This is a genomic window from Bacillus cereus group sp. MYBK108-1, assembly GCF_051917185.1.
Lineage (GTDB): Bacteria > Bacillota > Bacilli > Bacillales > Bacillaceae_G > Bacillus_A > Bacillus_A cereus.
Map to the genome: position 1 here is coordinate 1 of NZ_JBQAHZ010000001.1, position 17,189 is coordinate 17,189.

Below are 17,189 nucleotides of genomic sequence, written 5' to 3' on the forward strand. Positions count from 1 at the left end.
AATACAAAACGGATAAAGGCAAAATTAAAAATGAGCCCGGTGCAATACCGGACTCATTTTTATCAAGCTGCCTAATGAAATAACCGTGTCTAACTTTTAGGGGTCACTTCACAATTAATAATTGCAAAATGGCTTTTTAACTTATTTTAAATCGTCAATTGTGAAAGCACCTGGAAGTAATTGCCCAACAGTCACTTCTTTTTCATCACCTTTTACATTCGTTAGTAATACAGGCATTTTCGGATCACAGAATTCAGCAATTACTTGTCTACACGCACCACATGGTGAAATCGGTCCATCAGTTTCTCCTGTAATAACTAAGTAACTAAAATCGCGCTCCCCTTCTGATACCGCTTTAAATATTGCTGTTCTTTCTGCACAGTTACATAAACCATAAGAAGCATTTTCTATATTACAACCAGTATAGATTTTCCCTTCTTTCGTAACTAACGCTGCGCCAACAGGAAATTTAGAATACGGAATATACGCTTTCGATAACATCTTGTTTGCTTCTTCAATATATTTTTTCTTATCCATATTATTTCCCCCTCAAAGTAAATGAAATGATCATTAGTCAGTAATAACTGTATGAACTAATTTAGGAGCCACTGCTGTTTCAGCAATAGAGATGTTCTCATAAATTTTTGCTTTTACATCTTCTACATTTTCACGATTTGCGTAGATTGTTACGAACGGCTCGCCTTCTTTTACTGCATCGCCAACTTTTTTACGTAACATTAATCCTACTGCTAAATCGATTTCATCTTCCTTCGTTGCACGACCTGCACCAAGTAACATAGCTGCAATACCAATCTCATCTGCAACAATGTTAGAAATAACACCTGAAGTTTTTGCAGGTACATCAATTACATACTTCGCTTGTGGCATTTTTTCTGGATTGTCTACAATTGAGCTATCTCCGCCTTGATTGCTTAAGAACTCTTTAAATTTCGCAGTTGCTTTTCCGTTTTTCATCACTTCAATTAGCATTTCACGAGCTTCTTCTAACGTATTTGCTTTTTTCGCAAGTACGACCATTTGACTTCCTAATACAAGTACTAATTCTGTTAAATCTTCTGGACCTTCACCTTTTAACGTATCAATCGCTTCTTTCACTTCTAGAGCATTACCAATCGCAAATCCAAGAGGTTGTGACATATCTGAAATAACTGCCATTGTTTGACGTCCTACGTTATTTCCGATACGTACCATTGCATGTGCTAATTCTTTAGCATCTTCTTCTGTTTTCATAAATGCACCAGCACCTGTTTTTACATCAAGTACGATTGCGTCAGCACCAGCTGCAATTTTTTTACTCATAATTGAACTTGCGATTAAAGGAATTGAGTTAACAGTTCCTGTTACGTCGCGTAATGCATAAATCTTTTTATCTGCAGGTGTTAAGTTTCCTGTTTGTCCAATAACAGCTACTTTGTCACGGTTTACAATATCAATGAATTGTTCTTTCGTAATTTCAACGTGGAATCCTTCTACCGCTTCTAATTTATCAATTGTTCCGCCTGTATGTCCTAAACCACGACCAGACATTTTTGCTACTGGTACATCTAAAGCAGCTACTAACGGTCCTAATACTAATGTTGTTGTATCACCAACACCGCCAGTTGAATGTTTGTCTACTTTAATTCCTTCAATTGCTGATAAGTCGATCGTTTCTCCAGACTCAACCATCGCCATCGTTAAATCTGCACGTTCGCGATCTGTCATATCTTTAAAGAAGATTGCCATTGCAAGCGCACTCACTTGATAATCAGGGATACTTCCGTCTGTATATCCATTAATAAAGAATTTGATTTCTTCAGTCGTTAATTCTTTGCCGTCACGTTTTTTTGCAATAATATCTACCATTCTCATTACAATCACCATTCCTTTTTATATTATATAAATCTATTAAAATAATAAGCCAACGATTGTTGCTGATAAGAAACTTACTAATGTTGCACCGAATAGTAATTTCAAACCAAATCTTGCGACTACATTCCCTTGCTTTTCATTTAAGCTCTTAACTGCCCCTGCAATAATCCCAATTGAAGAGAAGTTTGCAAATGAAACTAAGAATACAGAGATAATCGCTGTCGTTCTATCTGAGAAATTAAAGTTTCCTTGTGCTAAATCTGTCATAGCGACAAATTCATTTGATACTAATTTTGTTGCCATAATATTTCCGGCATTAACTGCTTCATGCCAAGGTACACCCATAATAAATGCAAATGGTGCAAATGCATAACCAAGAATTTCTTGGAATGAAATACCGATTACACCTTTAAATACTGCATTAATGAATGCGATAAGAGCAACGAAACCGACTAACATAGCTGCTACTGTAATCGCAACTTTAAATCCATCAATAATGTATTCCCCTAATACTTCAAAGAAGGTCTTCTTCTCTTCTTCTTGTACTTCTAACATATCTTCTTCCTCAGTAACTTCATATGGGTTAATGATAGAAGCAATGATGAAACCACCGAATAAGTTAAGCACTAAAGCGGTTACAACATATTGTGGTTTTAATAACACCATATATGATCCAACGATAGACATAGAAACTGTAGACATTGCTGATGCACATAATGTATACATTCTTTTCTCTGGCAATAACCCTAGTTGTTTCTTAACTGAAATAAATACTTCAGATTGTCCTAAAATCGCAGATGCAACAGCGTTATATGATTCTAGTTTCCCCATTCCATTTACTTTACTTAATGCTAGACCGATAGATTTCACAATAATAGGTAATACTTTAATATGTTGCAAAATACCTATTAAGGCTGATATAAATACGATTGGCATTAATACACTTAAAAAGAACGAAAACTCTTTTTGATTTACTAATCCACCAAATACGAAATTCACACCGTCAGCGGCATATTTTAATAGCTCTCCAAAACCATCTGCTATTCCGCTAATTAATATATTCCCTACACTTGTATTTAATAATAGAAACCCCAAAATGAATTGTAATATAACCATCGTTATGATTGGACGATATTTGACTTTCTTTCTATCATTACTAGCAAGCCAAGCGATACCTAAAATCAATACGAGGCCAAAAACACCGATTAAGTATTTCATAAGCCGTTTCCTCCCATTCGTATCCGCTTACATTTTTTTCAATTATTAAAGCAATAGATATACTTTAAACGTATATCTATTGCTTTAAGCTTTTATCGATTAGTAGTTATCTGTAGCACCTTTTGCATCATTTAATACGATTGCAACACTAGCACTTGCTCCAACGCGAGAAGCTCCAGCAGCTACCATTTTGTCTGCATCTTCACGTGTACGAACACCGCCAGATGCTTTTACACCAACGTTTGGTCCTACTGTTTTACGCATTAATGCGATATCTTCAGCAGTTGCTCCGCCAGTTGAGAATCCAGTTGAAGTTTTTACGAAATCAGCACCAGCTTTTACTGATAATTCACAAGCACGTACTTTCTCTTCATCTGTTAATAGGCAAGTTTCAATGATTACTTTTACAAGAGCTTTTCCTTTTGCTGCTTGTACTACTTCATAAATGTCTTTTTCAACAAGTTCGTTGTCGCCATCTTTCAAAGCGCCTACGTTGATTACCATATCAACTTCAGTTGCACCTTTTGCAATAGCATCTTTTGTTTCAAATGCTTTTGTTTCAGTAGTGCTTGCTCCTAATGGGAAACCGATTACAGTACAAACGTCTACATCATGTCCAGCTAGTTCATCAGCCGCTAATTTTACCCATGTTGGGTTAATACAAACAGAAGCGAATTTATATTCCTTTGCTTCTTCGATTACTTTCATAACATCTTCTTTAGTAGTATTAGCTTTTAAAATTGTATGGTCAATTAACTTTGCAATGTTCATTATCTTCACTCCTCATATCTTTTAACAACTTCATTCTAACTCTTAGTTGAACAAATGTAAATACACTTTTGAAATTTTGTTCATTCTTTTTTAAAAGGCATTTTCTTGTAGTAAATAAAGCGCATTCTAACAAAGAACACTTCATATATAATCAAATTTTCTATGTTAACAATGGTAGTATGTATCTCCATATCCATAATTATTTTTAAAAAGGCAATTTGTGTTCAAAAAAGACTCCTATCATTCATACATAACAAAATAAAAGGAGTTCTCAATATGTTAATTTTGAGAACTCCTTTTATTTCTAACCTTTTTGATAATGTAACAGTTCTTTTGCTGTATGCTGATCGATAATTAATACATTTGCATACCCGCCACGTAACGCACCATCAATTGCTTTTATTTTTCTATTACCACCTGCAACTAAAATAGAGCGTTTCTTTAATTTCAGTTCCTCTAACTCAATTCCAATGGTACGCTTATTGATTTCTTCACTACTAATATTTCCGTCTCCATCAAAGAAACGTGAACAAATGTCACCGACCGATTGTTTTTTGAGTAAATTTGTTTCATCCTTATCGAAATAACCTAATCGGAATAATAGCGCTTCGTCTCGCACTGTTCCTACAGTGAAAATTGCAATATTCGCTTGTTTTCCCATTTCGATAATGTGATGAATATGTCGATCCTGCTCCACTAATTCTTTTGTCACTGCATTATCAAATATAACCGGAAGAGGTAGATTTCTTGGCGTCGTTTGAAAAGCATCTGCAAATAAAGCTATCGTCTCATTCGCATATGTATTTACACTTGAATGACTAATACCACCTTTTAGCTGGACAACCTCTACCCCTTTTACATGTTGCGGTACGATTTTTCTAGCGATTTCATACATAGTCATGCCCCAGCTTACACCAACAATATCACCGTTTTTAACCGTCTTTTCCATATACTCAGCAGCATATTTACTTATATACTCTGTAATCGTTGCATATTCCGGTACTGGAGAAAATACCACATGTGCCTCTAACAAGTTGTACTTTTCTTTCAGTAAATTCCCGACGTTATCTAAATCAGCAAATGGATCAGCGATGCTAATTTGAACAAACCCTTTTTCTTTCGCGTACTTTAACAATCTAGAAATCGTCGGTCTTGAAATATTTAATTTATTAGCAATTTCTTGCTGACTATAATCTGATTGATAATATAATCTTGCAACTTCAACGCTTAATTGTTGTTTATCTTTTTCCATAGTAACTCATTACAAATCCCTTCCTGTATTTCCCTTTCGTTACAAGCATTATACAGCTTTATGCAAAAAAATTCGACTACCGAATTTTATCTAACTGAACTTCTATTCCACTTATTATATACAATGAAACCTTATTGTGTAGATTTACAAACCCAATATAGAAACACTTAAAACATATAAATCGGTTTATATGTAATTCTTTATTGCTTTTCCTGTAGTAACGATAACAAAGCCGTTCAATAAGAAACATGAAACATCGTCTAAAAGCTATTCAAATACCCCTCATAAACAAAAGATACTGTTCATAAGGGGTATGTATTCAATTTAAGTTTATAAAAATCGGATGGAAACACTGCAAGTTCTCACTTATTTAGAATAAGAGAAAAGATGATGTTTTATTTGTTCAATAAAATAATGATGGTGTATATTATCGTTAGATACGCGACTTGCCATAATAGCTCCCTCCATTGAAGATGCAAGAAAAGAAGCGAGCGATATAATATCTATATCTTCTTTAAGTTCTTGTTTCTCTATTCCTTCTTTTATGAGAGAAGCCATTAACATTACTGTATCATCATAACCTTTTGCTGCTGCTTTTTGTAATTCTGGAAATACTCCAGTACTTTCAATTGCGCTATTAAGTAATGGACAGCCTCCAGCAATAGGAGGATTATTAGCTGCATCTTGATATACAAGGAAAATTGCAAGGATTTTATCTATTGCTGTCTTTTTATTTTCCATTGCTTTATGAAAATGACTCCACATAATCTCACCACTTTTGTCATAGGCAGCAAGGACAATTTCTTCTTTACTTTTGAATCTACGATAAATAGATCCTTTAGGTAGTTCAGTAGCTGTCATTATATCCTGTATGGATGTGCGAGTTATCCCATTAGTATTAAATAAATATAAAGATGTTTCAATAATTTTTTCTTTAATCTTATCAACTTTAGTCATACTTTGTAATCCTCCTAATAAAAACGAGCTTAATATTCCAGGTGATATTTACCATCTATTTTCTTGAATTTTTTTGTAAGTATAAATAAGTTTGGAACAAAAATATATTATCCATCCCTATATTATGTGAACCTCAAACAATACAGTTTGAAAAGAGGTAATCAAATTGTATTATCTATATCATTCAAATAAATTTTCTGTCAAAATTAACATGTCCAATTATTTAATTCAGTCCTGTTATACAACTAATTTCACCTACAATTGTAGAAGGTGTAAAAATATATAGTTAATTTTAACGTATAGACTATGATTATTATATATAATTTTTATTAATATGTTTAGCTAAAGTGTTTGAACTACTCCCACTTTCACTTCGTATATTAGGATATCTCCCGCAGTCCTTGCAGTTAAAAGCCTTATCACTTCATTCTATAAAAAGCTAATTGTCAAAAATTAATGAGTACTGAAATTTGCTTGTAAATAAGCAACTGAGATATAAATATATTTGTTATTTACCATTTTTATTTTATTAATAATTTATAAAAGGGGTTTAAAAAACTAGAAACTTATAGTATCATTAGTTTCCGAACCGAACGGTCCGGTTCGGTATTAAATAAATATATTTTAGAAGGAGAACCTAATGCAGCAAGAAAAATCAAAGATTCTAAGTAACTTAATTATGGAGGTAATAAAGTGAACTTTATAAAAATGAATAAAAAAGAAATTATTATGCTAATAGTTTATACAATGTTTGCACTACTCCAAATTGGCTTGTTCATATTATTTGGCCTATCACTTTTAACTAACAGTAATTTAGTTGAATCAGAATTTGCTCTTAGTGCCATCGGTTTGACTGTACCTGCTATTGTAGGAATAATTTTCTTTAGGAAAGAAATTATTGAAAGTTTTACTTATTTTAAAGAGAAAACAATTTTGAAAATAGTAAGCATTCCTATGGTGGTTTTACTTATGGTAATTGTGGAAAATTCTATTATGCATTTTCTAAACATAGGTCAGCCAGAGAACCAAGAACAGGTCCTTACAAGGGGCGCAGAGGTGCCTATTATATTCACATTACTTCTATTTGGGATTATAGGGCCAATAATTGAAGAAATCATATTTCGTCATATATTAGTGAATCGTTTTTCGGAATATGTTGGTACTGCTATTGCATCCATCGTTTCGATTATAATTTTTGCAGGTCTTCATTCAAATCAACTTTCGGATCTTGCTATATATTTACCTGGTACGGTGATGCTTACTGCGGCTTATCTTATTTCTAATAGATCCCTTGCATATGTTATAGCGATACATATGTTAAACAATTTTATTCCTTTTATTTAATTGCATATGTCATAACAAGACATATGTAATTGAAGGTTTTGATGCAAAAATACTCTATGTTTCTATCGAGTATTTTTGGTACCAGAACCACTTTTTCTAAAGCATAAGAAATCTTATCAAAACTACAACTTATTAGGAGAGTATCGGTTATGATTGTAACAACAACGTCTGGAATTCAAGGTAAAGAAATTATTGAGTATATTGATATTGTAAATGGTGAAGCTATTATGGGTGCAAACATTGTCCGCGATTTATTCGCTTCAGTTCGTGATGTTGTCGGTGGCCGTGCTGGTGCTTATGAAAGTAAGCTAAAAGACGCTCGTGATATTGCAATGGACGAAATGAAAGAACTTGCAAAACAAAAAGGTGCGAACGCTATCGTTGGTATTGACGTAGATTACGAAGTTGTACGTGATGGAATGTTAATGGTTGCTGTCAGTGGTACAGCTGTACGTATATAAGTAAATAAAAAAACTGTTCCTCCCTTGGAATTTATACTTTGAGGAGGGGCCTGGTTCTGTTGCAGATTTTAAAGAATAAAAAGAGATGTTGATAAAGCATTATACGTCGAAAAAACACAGTTTGAGTGTAAACTGTGTTTTTTTATATAGAAGCCTCATCCCATCACTATCAAGCTAAAATTTTGTGTTAACTTGTAAAAAATGTACATTTTTTACTTTGGGGTAATTTTGAATCCTTAAGCTTATGGGCATGTGCTGGTACCCTCTAATACTGTACAAATTTTTTATAAATGGTTGTAAGGTTCTACGTTTTTGACCATTCTGTACAACGATAACTTTGGTTTATTGATTTCACCTGTAATCTGGTAGCCTATCCTCTGATACAATTTAATGGCAAGTTGGTTCTCTTTCTTTACCGTCAGAGAGCATTTGGCAAAGCCTTGCAGCGAAGCTTGTTCCTCAGCAAACTCAATTAATCTGGTACCTATCCCTAGTCCTCGACTTTCGGGCAGTAAGGCAATTGTTCCGATGTGAAACTCGTCATCTTCTCCCTCCTTCAAGGTAAACATGGAATAAAGCATTTTGATATTCAGAATGTTATAAACAACAAAACCCAGCTTTCGGAACGAAAGCAGCTGTTTAAAAGTGGGCCAGGCAAGACGATTTAAAACGGGTATGGGATAGCAAGTAATCATCCCTAAAGTTTTCCCGTCCATTTGAGCTTCATAGGCGTATTGATGACTAAAACGGTTGTTCTCCTGCCGCCATAGCTTACAAAATGTCCAATCGACTGTGTTCTTCTCCTCAGATCCTGCAAGTGGAAACGCCATGTATTCCAATGCCATTACATTTAGCTGGGCGCCGACCATGGATTGATGAACAGCCTTTACAATAGAGATTTTATTCATTATCCTATTGCTCCTTTTCACTTTCTATATTATTAATATTAATTATCATGGATTTGAATCAGTTCACTTCCCTCTCAATTCATCCTTAGCTTTGAAACCATAATAAAATGTATTTAAAACAAGCTCTGCAGCAGATTTTTTAGCCACATTTCCTTCATGTACCTGTTCCCAGGTATGGAAAAGCAGAGCATAAAGCGTATTCAAAATCCATTCACTGCTAACTGTTTGCTGAAAGTAACCTCTTTGTTGTAGCAATTCAATAACGCGTCTTAAGGGTTCCCTCAGCTTCTCTTCTGCTTCACCTAATTCTTTGTTGTTAAATACAGATGCATCATGACCTAGAAAATAGATTTTGTCACCTAAAGGGATTAACGCTTCAATGAGTTCCGGGATATAGTTTTCGCTTCTTTCCTCATCCAGTGGAATCTGGTTTACAGTATCACTTACCAGTTGTATAGCCCGATGGCCCAAGAACAGCATCAATTTCTCCCTGCTTTCGACGTAGCGATGGAGTGTAGCAATTCCAATTCCCGCATATTCCGCAATTTCATTCATCGAAGCAGTAGGATTTTCAACAAGCAATATAGTAGCTGAATCAAGAATTGCATTAAATCTCGCTTCCTTCAACGCTGACAAGTCTTTCTTCATCGTCAATCTCTCCCTTTTTCTGTATAAAGTCGTCATTTTTGATAGATAAATATATCATTTGATATTATAATAAACAATCTCAAATAAAGTGTCCAGCTGCTGAATGTAGCTTTTCAAAAAGAATTATATTCCTGAAACTGATAGTACTTTGAATGTTTCATTTTTAGCATTTCATTATTTAGATAACGATGAAGAAATTAAATTCTTTAATGTAATAAATACAAGAGCCAAAGGAAATGGTACGAGTTACTTTCTGCATAAAGTTATCGGTTTATTTTAAAATTCACTTCCGGGTATTTGGTTATCAGCCTTTTAAGGGTTGAGCCGTCATCCTTCTGTTTTACATACTGGTCAAAAAATGCCAGGCTGAATTCGTTAATAATATGATGAACTTCCTTTGGATTTTCACCTGGGCTCTGCAACAGAGGTGAGAACAAATGTAAATCGGTAAAGCTTGTATGATCCGTATGAGGAATGACTATTGACATACCACCGCCAGCTAACCCGCGTCCGTATCGCTCCCTCACTTCAAAGGGATCTGCTTCATCAGGCTCTTCTGCATTCATGAGCAGAAATGGTTTTCCAATGCCACTTTCAGGCAAGATTTCACCATACAATGTACCATCCATATTGATAGCTGCTTTGACACGAGAATCTTTTGCAAGTATTTGTGCTGCGGTAGCTCCACCGTAAGAGTGGCCAAACATTCCAATTCGCGAGGTATCCAGTCTTCCTGTAAAGAAACCGGTCTCATCGTTTTCGTTAAGTTTCTCTATCTGATTAAGGACAAAGCTGACATCTTCCTCCCATAATTTTATGTGACTATCTCCTTCATCAGTTAAATTGATGGGCTGTACGTAAGCAGTTCGACCACCTGGAAAGACGGTAGCTGCAGCATCAAAGGTATGATCGATACTTAGAACAATATATCCTTGACTAGCCAACTCCTCAACTTGAAACGTGTTTTGATTACGAAAACCATTAAAACCATGAGAGAAGAGTAATATGGGATAGTGATTCTCTGAGTCTGAGAGTTGTAAATCCATAAACGAATGAGACTTTACCAATTCCATGTGGCTGAATGCAAATGCAGGAATAGACAATGTTTTTTCCAATCCCTTGGAGAGCTCATTTATGTTACGAATATAAGGTTCTGGATCCCCCTTGCTTTTTTCAGCTGCAGGATACCAAATTTGCACCATCAGTTCGCGCCGATCGTTTGGATTTTTTGAATATGGTTCATTTCTCTGATGATCAACCCAATGATATAGCTTCGTACCGACCCTATGTGGACCAGTTGGTTCTTCAAATGAAAATACTGGCATAAGTAAGGGTAGCGCAACTGCTACAGACAAATAGATACATAGTAACGAAGTCTTAACTATGAATATACCCGAACTTCTAAAGCCCTTTTTCCGCCCAGCTAATAAATAGCATAAAATTAAGATAACTGGGGATACATATGCCGGAATCATCTGCCACCTAAAACCTTCTGCCAATAACTGAACTGTAACCATTACAACGGCAATCAAAGTAGCTAATTTAGACCACTTTTTCGTTTCTCTGCCTATTAACAGTATCCAACTCAATAGACTAAAATTCACTACTATCAAAACAACTTCCCAGAAATTCATTGGCCTATCTCCTTTGCATGCATTTTACTTCTAATTAAAGAGGTAGTTTTCAGCCTAAGCAAAAGCAGATGAAACACCTATATAGTTGCACCAATTATGCTTAGTAACCGTTTCATCCACTCTACTCCTTTATTCAAATTAAAAACTTAAAATGCCCAGCTACCTTTACGAAAAATTGGTTCTACAGTTCCATCTGGTAGAATACCGTCAATGTCCATCTCACTGCTGCCAATCATAAAGTCCTCATGTGTTACTGAAATATTTGCCCCTAACGTTTCAAGCTGATCGTTTTCTAAATCTCTTCCACCCTCTAAGCAAGTTGGATAAGCTTTACCAATCGCTAAATGGTTCGATGCATTTTCATCAAACAATGTATTAAAATATAAAATTCCCGATGCTGAAATTGGTGATTCATGTGGTACAAGTGCTACTTCACCTAAATAGCAAGAGCCTTCATCCACATTAATAAGCTCTTGTAATAAATCATGTCCTACCTGTGCTTCAGCTTTAACAATTTTTCCTTCTTCAAATGTCAGTTTAAAGCCATCGATAATATTCCCTTGATAAACTAATGGTTTTGTATTGCTTACATAGCCATTTACACCTTGTTTCATCGGTAACGTATAAACCTCTTCTGTCGGCATATTAGCCATAAAGATAGTATCATCAGGAGTTTTACCACCTCCAGTAACCCATTTATGCTGTGGTGCTAATGCAATTGTTAAATCAGTACCTGGCGCTGTATAGTGAAGCTTCATATATTTTTTATCGTTCAGTAGGACCGCACGAGATTCTAAATTTGTTACATGTTCACGCCATTTTTCAATAGCACTGCCGTCACCAATACGAACAGCTTTAAAAATAGCCTCCCATAATGCTGGTACTTGATCCTCAGTTGCTAAACCTGGGAACACCTTCGATGCCCACTTTGGTGAAGTAACTGCTACCATCGACCAAGCTATTGAATCCTTCATTACGGCGTTGCGATTGTTTCTCAGAGCAGCTCCTGCTACCTTTTGATAGGTAGCTAGACGATCAGATGAAATACCTGTAAATTTATCAGGATCTGTAGCATCTATCATTAATAGTGCTCCTTTACGTTCGATCAGCTCATCATTCATTTTGACTATCCACTCTGGGAAGCGATTAAATTCTTCATCTGAGGCATAATCAAAGTAAGCACGTTCCATTTCTTCATCCGAAAAATTAACATGAACACGCCCTGCCCCAGCCTTATAAGCCTCTTTCACAACTATACGGGCGAAATCCAATGCATCCACTGATGTATTGACTAATAAGTATTGCCCTGGTTGAATATTGACACCGATTTTCACCGTAAGTTCTGCATATGCTTGTAATTTTTCTTCAAAAGTCATATTATTTACCTCGCTTTTATTAAATTGGTTTTGAATTCCCCTCACTAACTTACTTTCTGAACAGGTTTTCTCAGAATTTCCATTTCCCATTTTTTATTAGAACATGATAACAACTAATGGATTTTTTCTACTACTCATATATTTAATTTCTAAACTTTGATTCAATTAATATTGATTTGTTTTTCAAAAAATCTAATCGAAGGGTATCAAACACTACATAAAGTTATAGAGTTCTTTATTGTGAAAGCTCACTCATTTCTTCCCAATCTTTTCAATGCTGCTGTACCTAAAGACTTACCATCAATGGGGCGTTTAACATTCTCAATCACTCCTTTATCTTTACAAAAGTATTTTTGATAGATAAACATATCATTTGACATAAGATTAAATCATTTTAAATGAAATATCAAGCCATGAAATTTAATTTTTAAAAAATTCGGTAAAAAACCATATAAAAATAGATTCTATCAAAGGGAGCGATAACGGAAAAATTTTTACGCACACATGGATACGAAATTACTGCTCAAAAATACCCTCTTACATTTATCTGCAAGGGGGTTTTCTTTTTATTCATTTTGCAAATAAACAAACGTGTTTCCACTTTACCTATTTTTTCATGTTTACATTATCCTATCTAGATGAAGCTATCTCCTAGAGGTAACGCCACATGCCCATCAAGTTAAGAGTTAAATTGCCCCCATAGAAAGGAAAACTGAATCGGATTGTATGAATAATTATGAAGAGATAGAATTTTCGTTTTGGAGATATTTCAAAAGTTTAGCTTGATGGGTATGTGAATCTCCTCTCTATAACAAATATTTTTTAGTAAATGTTAAAAATTTTACGAGAATGTAATTTTTTAACATTTTAATTTTTCTCAATTGTATAACTTTATTTTTGAACTATACTTAATTCGTAATCCCAAAATTAGGAAAGGAGCTTTGAGATAGGACATTTATCTTAATTGTTTACTTAGAGGAGTGATTTAAGAAATCAATGAAGGTAATGTGTTTCTAAATTAATCAGGAAGGGAACTTGAAGTGTTACTATGCTTTTTTTTACTCATCTAAAGATATCATCAACATTTTTTTATAAGTGTGAATTTAAAAAATCCACTTTCGGCATTAGTGAAAAAACTGATATTTCGTATGTAAGTAATAATGAATTTTAACGAAGGGACTGATCTATATGAACAGAAGAAAGAATTGTAGATTACAAAAAACTATAAAGGTGTTTGCAACATCTGCTATTTTAGCAACCACGTTATTTACACCTATTATGTCAAACAATTTAGATGTACATGCTGAAACTGCACAAACTGCAACTCAATTTGAACAAAGAGAGTTTGACCTTCCAGGTACAGGAAGTTTTTGGGATGAAGCAAAAAGAGAAAAAAGAAGTGAGCAAAAAAATTATATGCCAACAGGCATATATGTGAAACCTAATGAACAGGTTACAATTACAGTATCAGGAACGCAAAAGATTAGAGCCATTATTGGGACACATCAATATGATAAAGAATGGGGAAAAGAAATTGATCTTTCACCTGGCTCTAATACCATCTCTTCACCAAACGGCGGCGTATTAGGGTTAGATAATTTTCAAAGCACAGGAACAGTTAAGGTGCAAGTAACGCAAGGCGGTAGCCCTATTCCTTTCTTTGTATTAGGGAAACACACAAAAGCAGACTGGATTGCCATGATGAACAACTATCCAAATGCGCATGCAGTACAATTGAAATCAGAACGAGCGGTGCTAACTGTAACTCGTGATAGTGCCAATAAATATATTGTAAATCAAGATCCTGTGCCCCTATTAAATAAATATGATGAAATGATTCGAGCGCAAGACAAGTTAGCAGGGCTATCTGAAACAGATCCTAATCCTTTACATCGTTCAACTCGTCGTATTTGGGCCTTTGTAGAAAATCCTAACGCACAAAGTTGGGGCATGTATGCAAGTTGGGATGGAGCCGTCTTTACGACTGCTGGTGAAGCTATCAAAAGTACTTTAAATGTCAATGAGTTTGGGTGGGGACAAATGCATGAAGCGGGACATGCACGACAACAATATCCATGGACGTGGAATGATTTAAGAGGTATGGGTGAAGTAACTAATAATCTATATTCTTTAGCTGCATTCAAGAAAATATACCCAAATATACCAACACGTTTAGATACAGAGGGAGATTATAATAGAGCTTTTGCGTATTTAAAACAAACAAATAAGGAATATAAAAATATTGACGACCTGTTTGTAAAACTTGTTATGCTTTGGCAACTTCATTTGGCATATGGGGATGATTTTTATCCAAATCTCCACAAATTATATCGTGAGATACCAGAGGATCAACTTCCCAAAACAGACGAGGATAAAATACAGGCATTTATTTACAATACATCGAAAATAGCAAAACAAAATGTACTGCCATTCTTTGATAAATGGGGATTGAAAGCAACACAAGAAACGAGACAAAAAGTAGAAGCTTTAAACAATCCAACATTAATTGCACCTATATGGGAAGCGACGGATGCTAAACCTGTTAAACCACTTGCTGTATTGTCAAAAAAAATAATGAAGGCAAGTGCAAATAGTGAGGAATCAACGGGCTCAGCTAGTAAGGCGATAGATGGAAAAACAGATACATTTTGGCATAGTACTTGGACACCAAATCAATATCCTTACAATTTGACACTAGAACTTGGTGATACACGTACCATTTCACAATTGGCATATCTTCCAAGGCAAGATTGGTCAGAAAATGGCCGTATTTTAACTTACAATATTTATACGAGTGTAGATGGCATTACGTATGACAAAATATCATCAGGAACATGGGAAAATAATAGTGATAAGAAAACGGCAACATTTACCCCAGTTACTGCAAAGTATGTAAAAGTGGAAGTAACGAAAGGACAGAATGGATTTGCTTCAGCAGCTGAAGTAGATATTTTAGGGTATTAATTATTTTCACTTGTAAATGAGTATATGATCACAGGGTGGATTTTGAAATATTTTGAGGATCTGCCCTGTGATATTTTTTGCGTATTTCATGTTCTGTTTTCACTTTATAATTTCTGATAGGAAATTAAGTGAATAAGTTTCAGTTAATACTAATAAAGTAAAAGTCTATAATGATTCTTCAAAAATTTCTTCCTCAAAAAATCTTTTTTGTTTCAACATTTTTCTGACTACTTAGTTTTTCAAACACTGCTTCTGCTTCTTGACCATAATCTCTAAATGTACCTCCAGCAACAGAATCAATTTCTAAATATTTTTCCTTTGAAATCAGATTAGGAGTTAAGGAACCCTTATTCTCATCTCCTACTAAAGACATGTACATAAATATAAGTAGAAATATAACTAATAATCCTAATGTTATTTTCCCTATTTATTGTCTCCTGTTCTAAAAAAACAGTTTCTGTCTATCATACCAACAATAGGGAATGTCCTTTTAGAATTTATAAAAAATATAAAAATACATGACAAACTTATATATAATTGCAAGTTCAACCCTTACAAAAAAACAAGATAAAAAAATAAACAGCAGAACTAGTCCACTGTTTACTTCGCCACGCCTTCATGTAATTTTTCTGTATAATCCTTTACATCTTTCCAGCTATCTTTCGCTGTATGTAAATCTTCTTTTATAAACGTAAACTCTTCCGGACTAATTCCTTTTACGTTTTGTAGTAAATTATTATATTTTGCACCTACTGTATACCATTGATTTGATATATTTTGCAATGCTATAATTGCTGCATCAATTGTTTCTGTCATGTTTGTTGTTTTATTTTTTACATCAGTCAAAATTAAGACTTCTGCTTGCGCTCCTGAAATTCTATCTTTTAAATTAGCGATTTCTCTTTCTGCATTTGCGATATCTTTTTTCGCAACCGCGATCATTGGCCCGCCAGCAAGACATGTTATTAGCGCTACGCAAAGTACGCCACCAGCAATGACCATATCATTACTCTTTTTAATTGAATCGTTATATGTATTTATTTGTTGCTCTAAAGCTGGAATACCAGCATTCGTACTTGCCAATATCGCTGTTAACTGATTTGTATCCTCTTTGAAACTATTTGTATCTTTCGCCATTCTATCGCGAAAAGCTTTCAAATTCCCTAATAATCCATCTACCTCATTTTGATTCTTTACAATATCCGCATACAACTTTTCTAAATCCGCTTTTAATTTTCCGCTATCCTTTTGATCAATCGCTATTAACATGTCATTATAACACGATTGAAAAGTATTATTGTAATTAATAATATTTTGATCCGTTTTCATAATTTGAGGCTTCATATTATTTAACCAATATGCTGCATTAACTTTTGCATCTCTTTGATGCTGAATCATATTCCCTTTAAATTCACTATTAATCGAACTTATTTTACTTAAATCCGTCTCTTGTTGATTTTGAATTAATTTTGCATATGAATCCATTGCAAATATACTTGATGTTGTTTGTGCCATTACTTCTTGGAATCCAGCTGGTCCAAGAGAATAGTTTTTCACATTTTCTTGTAGCACCTTTACATTTTGTTCTGCTGCAAAAGGATGTAAAGGAAATACGTTACTCGTTGCCACCCCAGCAATCATTACCGCTAAAAGACATTTTTTATAAAATCGTTTCTGCATATTTTTCACCTATTCTCTTTATAAGGATATCAAAAGCTCCTGCTCACAACTGAACAGGAGCTTCAAATCATTCATCAACACTTAACGCTCTAACGATTCGTATT

The 17,189-nt window shown here is 34.5% G+C and carries 15 protein-coding genes; 3 read left to right on the plus strand and 12 right to left on the minus strand.

The features are described 5' to 3' along the window. Window positions 1–141 precede the first annotated feature (141 nt). The 6 genes from ACTFSL_RS00005 to ACTFSL_RS00030 form a co-directional block, all read right to left on the minus strand. Window positions 142–537 (minus strand): cytidine deaminase, encoded by a 396-nt coding sequence (locus tag ACTFSL_RS00005; RefSeq protein WP_061457043.1) that lies wholly within the window; start codon window positions 535–537, stop codon window positions 142–144. 33 nt (window positions 538–570) lie between these two features. Next, the gene (locus ACTFSL_RS00010) at window positions 571–1,872 is read right to left on the minus strand and encodes a pyrimidine-nucleoside phosphorylase (protein ID WP_002093946.1); all 1,302 of its coding nucleotides are present in this window, start codon (window positions 1,870–1,872) and stop codon (window positions 571–573) included. A gap of 36 nt (window positions 1,873–1,908) precedes the next feature. Continuing rightward, window positions 1,909–3,090, minus strand: coding sequence for a NupC/NupG family nucleoside CNT transporter (locus tag ACTFSL_RS00015; protein WP_000876188.1), 1,182 nt, complete (start codon window positions 3,088–3,090; stop codon window positions 1,909–1,911). A 99-nt stretch (window positions 3,091–3,189) separates the two neighbouring features. Next, window positions 3,190–3,861, minus strand: coding sequence for a deoxyribose-phosphate aldolase (deoC, locus tag ACTFSL_RS00020; RefSeq protein ID WP_001017441.1), 672 nt, complete (start codon window positions 3,859–3,861; stop codon window positions 3,190–3,192). Window positions 3,862–4,165: 304 nt separating this feature from the next. Beyond that, the gene (locus ACTFSL_RS00025) at window positions 4,166–5,113 is read right to left on the minus strand and encodes a sugar-binding transcriptional regulator (protein ID WP_000409781.1); all 948 of its coding nucleotides are present in this window, start codon (window positions 5,111–5,113) and stop codon (window positions 4,166–4,168) included. Between the two features lie 366 nt (window positions 5,114–5,479). Then, complete coding sequence (locus ACTFSL_RS00030) at window positions 5,480–6,070, minus strand: TetR/AcrR family transcriptional regulator (RefSeq protein WP_000169640.1); 591 nt, start codon at window positions 6,068–6,070, stop codon at window positions 5,480–5,482. Between the two features lie 693 nt (window positions 6,071–6,763). Here ACTFSL_RS00030 and ACTFSL_RS00035 point away from each other — a divergent pair. Both ACTFSL_RS00035 and ACTFSL_RS00040 read left to right on the plus strand, forming a co-directional pair. Continuing rightward, a complete protein-coding gene (locus ACTFSL_RS00035; protein WP_001009308.1) occupies window positions 6,764–7,414 on the plus strand; it encodes a CPBP family glutamic-type intramembrane protease in 651 nt (216 codons plus the stop codon). 149 nt (window positions 7,415–7,563) lie between these two features. Next, on the plus strand, window positions 7,564–7,875 hold the full coding sequence (locus ACTFSL_RS00040; RefSeq protein ID WP_000637505.1) for a heavy metal-binding domain-containing protein: 312 nt from the start codon (window positions 7,564–7,566) through the stop codon (window positions 7,873–7,875). A gap of 284 nt (window positions 7,876–8,159) precedes the next feature. Here the strand turns inward: ACTFSL_RS00040 and ACTFSL_RS00045 are convergent, their stop codons facing one another. From ACTFSL_RS00045 to ACTFSL_RS00060, 4 genes are all read right to left on the minus strand, one after another. Beyond that, the gene (locus ACTFSL_RS00045; protein ID WP_001033856.1) at window positions 8,160–8,783 is read right to left on the minus strand and encodes a GNAT family N-acetyltransferase; all 624 of its coding nucleotides are present in this window, start codon (window positions 8,781–8,783) and stop codon (window positions 8,160–8,162) included. 63 nt (window positions 8,784–8,846) lie between these two features. Beyond that, window positions 8,847–9,431 carry a TetR/AcrR family transcriptional regulator gene (locus tag ACTFSL_RS00050; protein ID WP_000710981.1) on the minus strand — a complete coding sequence of 195 codons (585 nt, stop codon included), beginning with the start codon at window positions 9,429–9,431 and terminating at the stop codon, window positions 8,847–8,849. A 263-nt stretch (window positions 9,432–9,694) separates the two neighbouring features. Then, window positions 9,695–11,065 carry an alpha/beta hydrolase family protein gene (locus ACTFSL_RS00055; protein ID WP_088338953.1) on the minus strand — a complete coding sequence of 457 codons (1,371 nt, stop codon included), beginning with the start codon at window positions 11,063–11,065 and terminating at the stop codon, window positions 9,695–9,697. A 146-nt stretch (window positions 11,066–11,211) separates the two neighbouring features. Further along, complete coding sequence (locus ACTFSL_RS00060; RefSeq protein ID WP_088338952.1) at window positions 11,212–12,441, minus strand: aminopeptidase; 1,230 nt, start codon at window positions 12,439–12,441, stop codon at window positions 11,212–11,214. A 1,188-nt stretch (window positions 12,442–13,629) separates the two neighbouring features. Here ACTFSL_RS00060 and ACTFSL_RS00065 point away from each other — a divergent pair. Further along, a complete protein-coding gene (locus ACTFSL_RS00065; RefSeq protein WP_001081793.1) occupies window positions 13,630–15,405 on the plus strand; it encodes a M60 family metallopeptidase in 1,776 nt (591 codons plus the stop codon). Window positions 15,406–15,598: 193 nt separating this feature from the next. On the opposite strand, the gene ACTFSL_RS00070 is transcribed toward ACTFSL_RS00065, so the two are convergent. Together ACTFSL_RS00070 and nheC are read right to left on the minus strand one after the other, a co-directional pair. Continuing rightward, window positions 15,599–15,778 carry a hypothetical protein gene (locus ACTFSL_RS00070; RefSeq protein WP_000060529.1) on the minus strand — a complete coding sequence of 60 codons (180 nt, stop codon included), beginning with the start codon at window positions 15,776–15,778 and terminating at the stop codon, window positions 15,599–15,601. Between the two features lie 227 nt (window positions 15,779–16,005). Continuing rightward, window positions 16,006–17,085, minus strand: a complete 1,080-nt coding sequence (gene nheC, locus ACTFSL_RS00075) for a non-hemolytic enterotoxin subunit C (protein ID WP_088338951.1) — start codon at window positions 17,083–17,085, stop codon at window positions 16,006–16,008. Window positions 17,086–17,189: the final 104 nt, after the last annotated feature.

What these genes read in the sequence shown, in the direction of transcription:
- ACTFSL_RS00005 (WP_061457043.1), bottom strand. Translation starts at nt 537, where the DNA reads ATGGATAAGAAAAAATATATTGAAGAAGCAAACAAGATGTTATCGAAA.
- ACTFSL_RS00010 (WP_002093946.1), bottom strand. Translation starts at nt 1,872, where the DNA reads ATGAGAATGGTAGATATTATTGCAAAAAAACGTGACGGCAAAGAATTA.
- ACTFSL_RS00015 (WP_000876188.1), bottom strand. Translation starts at nt 3,090, where the DNA reads ATGAAATACTTAATCGGTGTTTTTGGCCTCGTATTGATTTTAGGTATC.
- deoC (WP_001017441.1), bottom strand. Translation starts at nt 3,861, where the DNA reads ATGAACATTGCAAAGTTAATTGACCATACAATTTTAAAAGCTAATACT.
- ACTFSL_RS00025 (WP_000409781.1), bottom strand. Translation starts at nt 5,113, where the DNA reads ATGGAAAAAGATAAACAACAATTAAGCGTTGAAGTTGCAAGATTATAT.
- ACTFSL_RS00030 (WP_000169640.1), bottom strand. Translation starts at nt 6,070, where the DNA reads ATGACTAAAGTTGATAAGATTAAAGAAAAAATTATTGAAACATCTTTA.
- ACTFSL_RS00040 (WP_000637505.1), top strand. Translation starts at nt 7,564, where the DNA reads ATGATTGTAACAACAACGTCTGGAATTCAAGGTAAAGAAATTATTGAG.
- ACTFSL_RS00045 (WP_001033856.1), bottom strand. Translation starts at nt 8,783, where the DNA reads ATGAATAAAATCTCTATTGTAAAGGCTGTTCATCAATCCATGGTCGGC.
- ACTFSL_RS00050 (WP_000710981.1), bottom strand. Translation starts at nt 9,431, where the DNA reads ATGAAGAAAGACTTGTCAGCGTTGAAGGAAGCGAGATTTAATGCAATT.
- ACTFSL_RS00055 (WP_088338953.1), bottom strand. Translation starts at nt 11,065, where the DNA reads ATGAATTTCTGGGAAGTTGTTTTGATAGTAGTGAATTTTAGTCTATTG.
- ACTFSL_RS00060 (WP_088338952.1), bottom strand. Translation starts at nt 12,441, where the DNA reads ATGACTTTTGAAGAAAAATTACAAGCATATGCAGAACTTACGGTGAAA.
- ACTFSL_RS00065 (WP_001081793.1), top strand. Translation starts at nt 13,630, where the DNA reads ATGAACAGAAGAAAGAATTGTAGATTACAAAAAACTATAAAGGTGTTT.
- ACTFSL_RS00070 (WP_000060529.1), bottom strand. Translation starts at nt 15,778, where the DNA reads ATGTCTTTAGTAGGAGATGAGAATAAGGGTTCCTTAACTCCTAATCTG.
- nheC (WP_088338951.1), bottom strand. Translation starts at nt 17,085, where the DNA reads ATGCAGAAACGATTTTATAAAAAATGTCTTTTAGCGGTAATGATTGCT.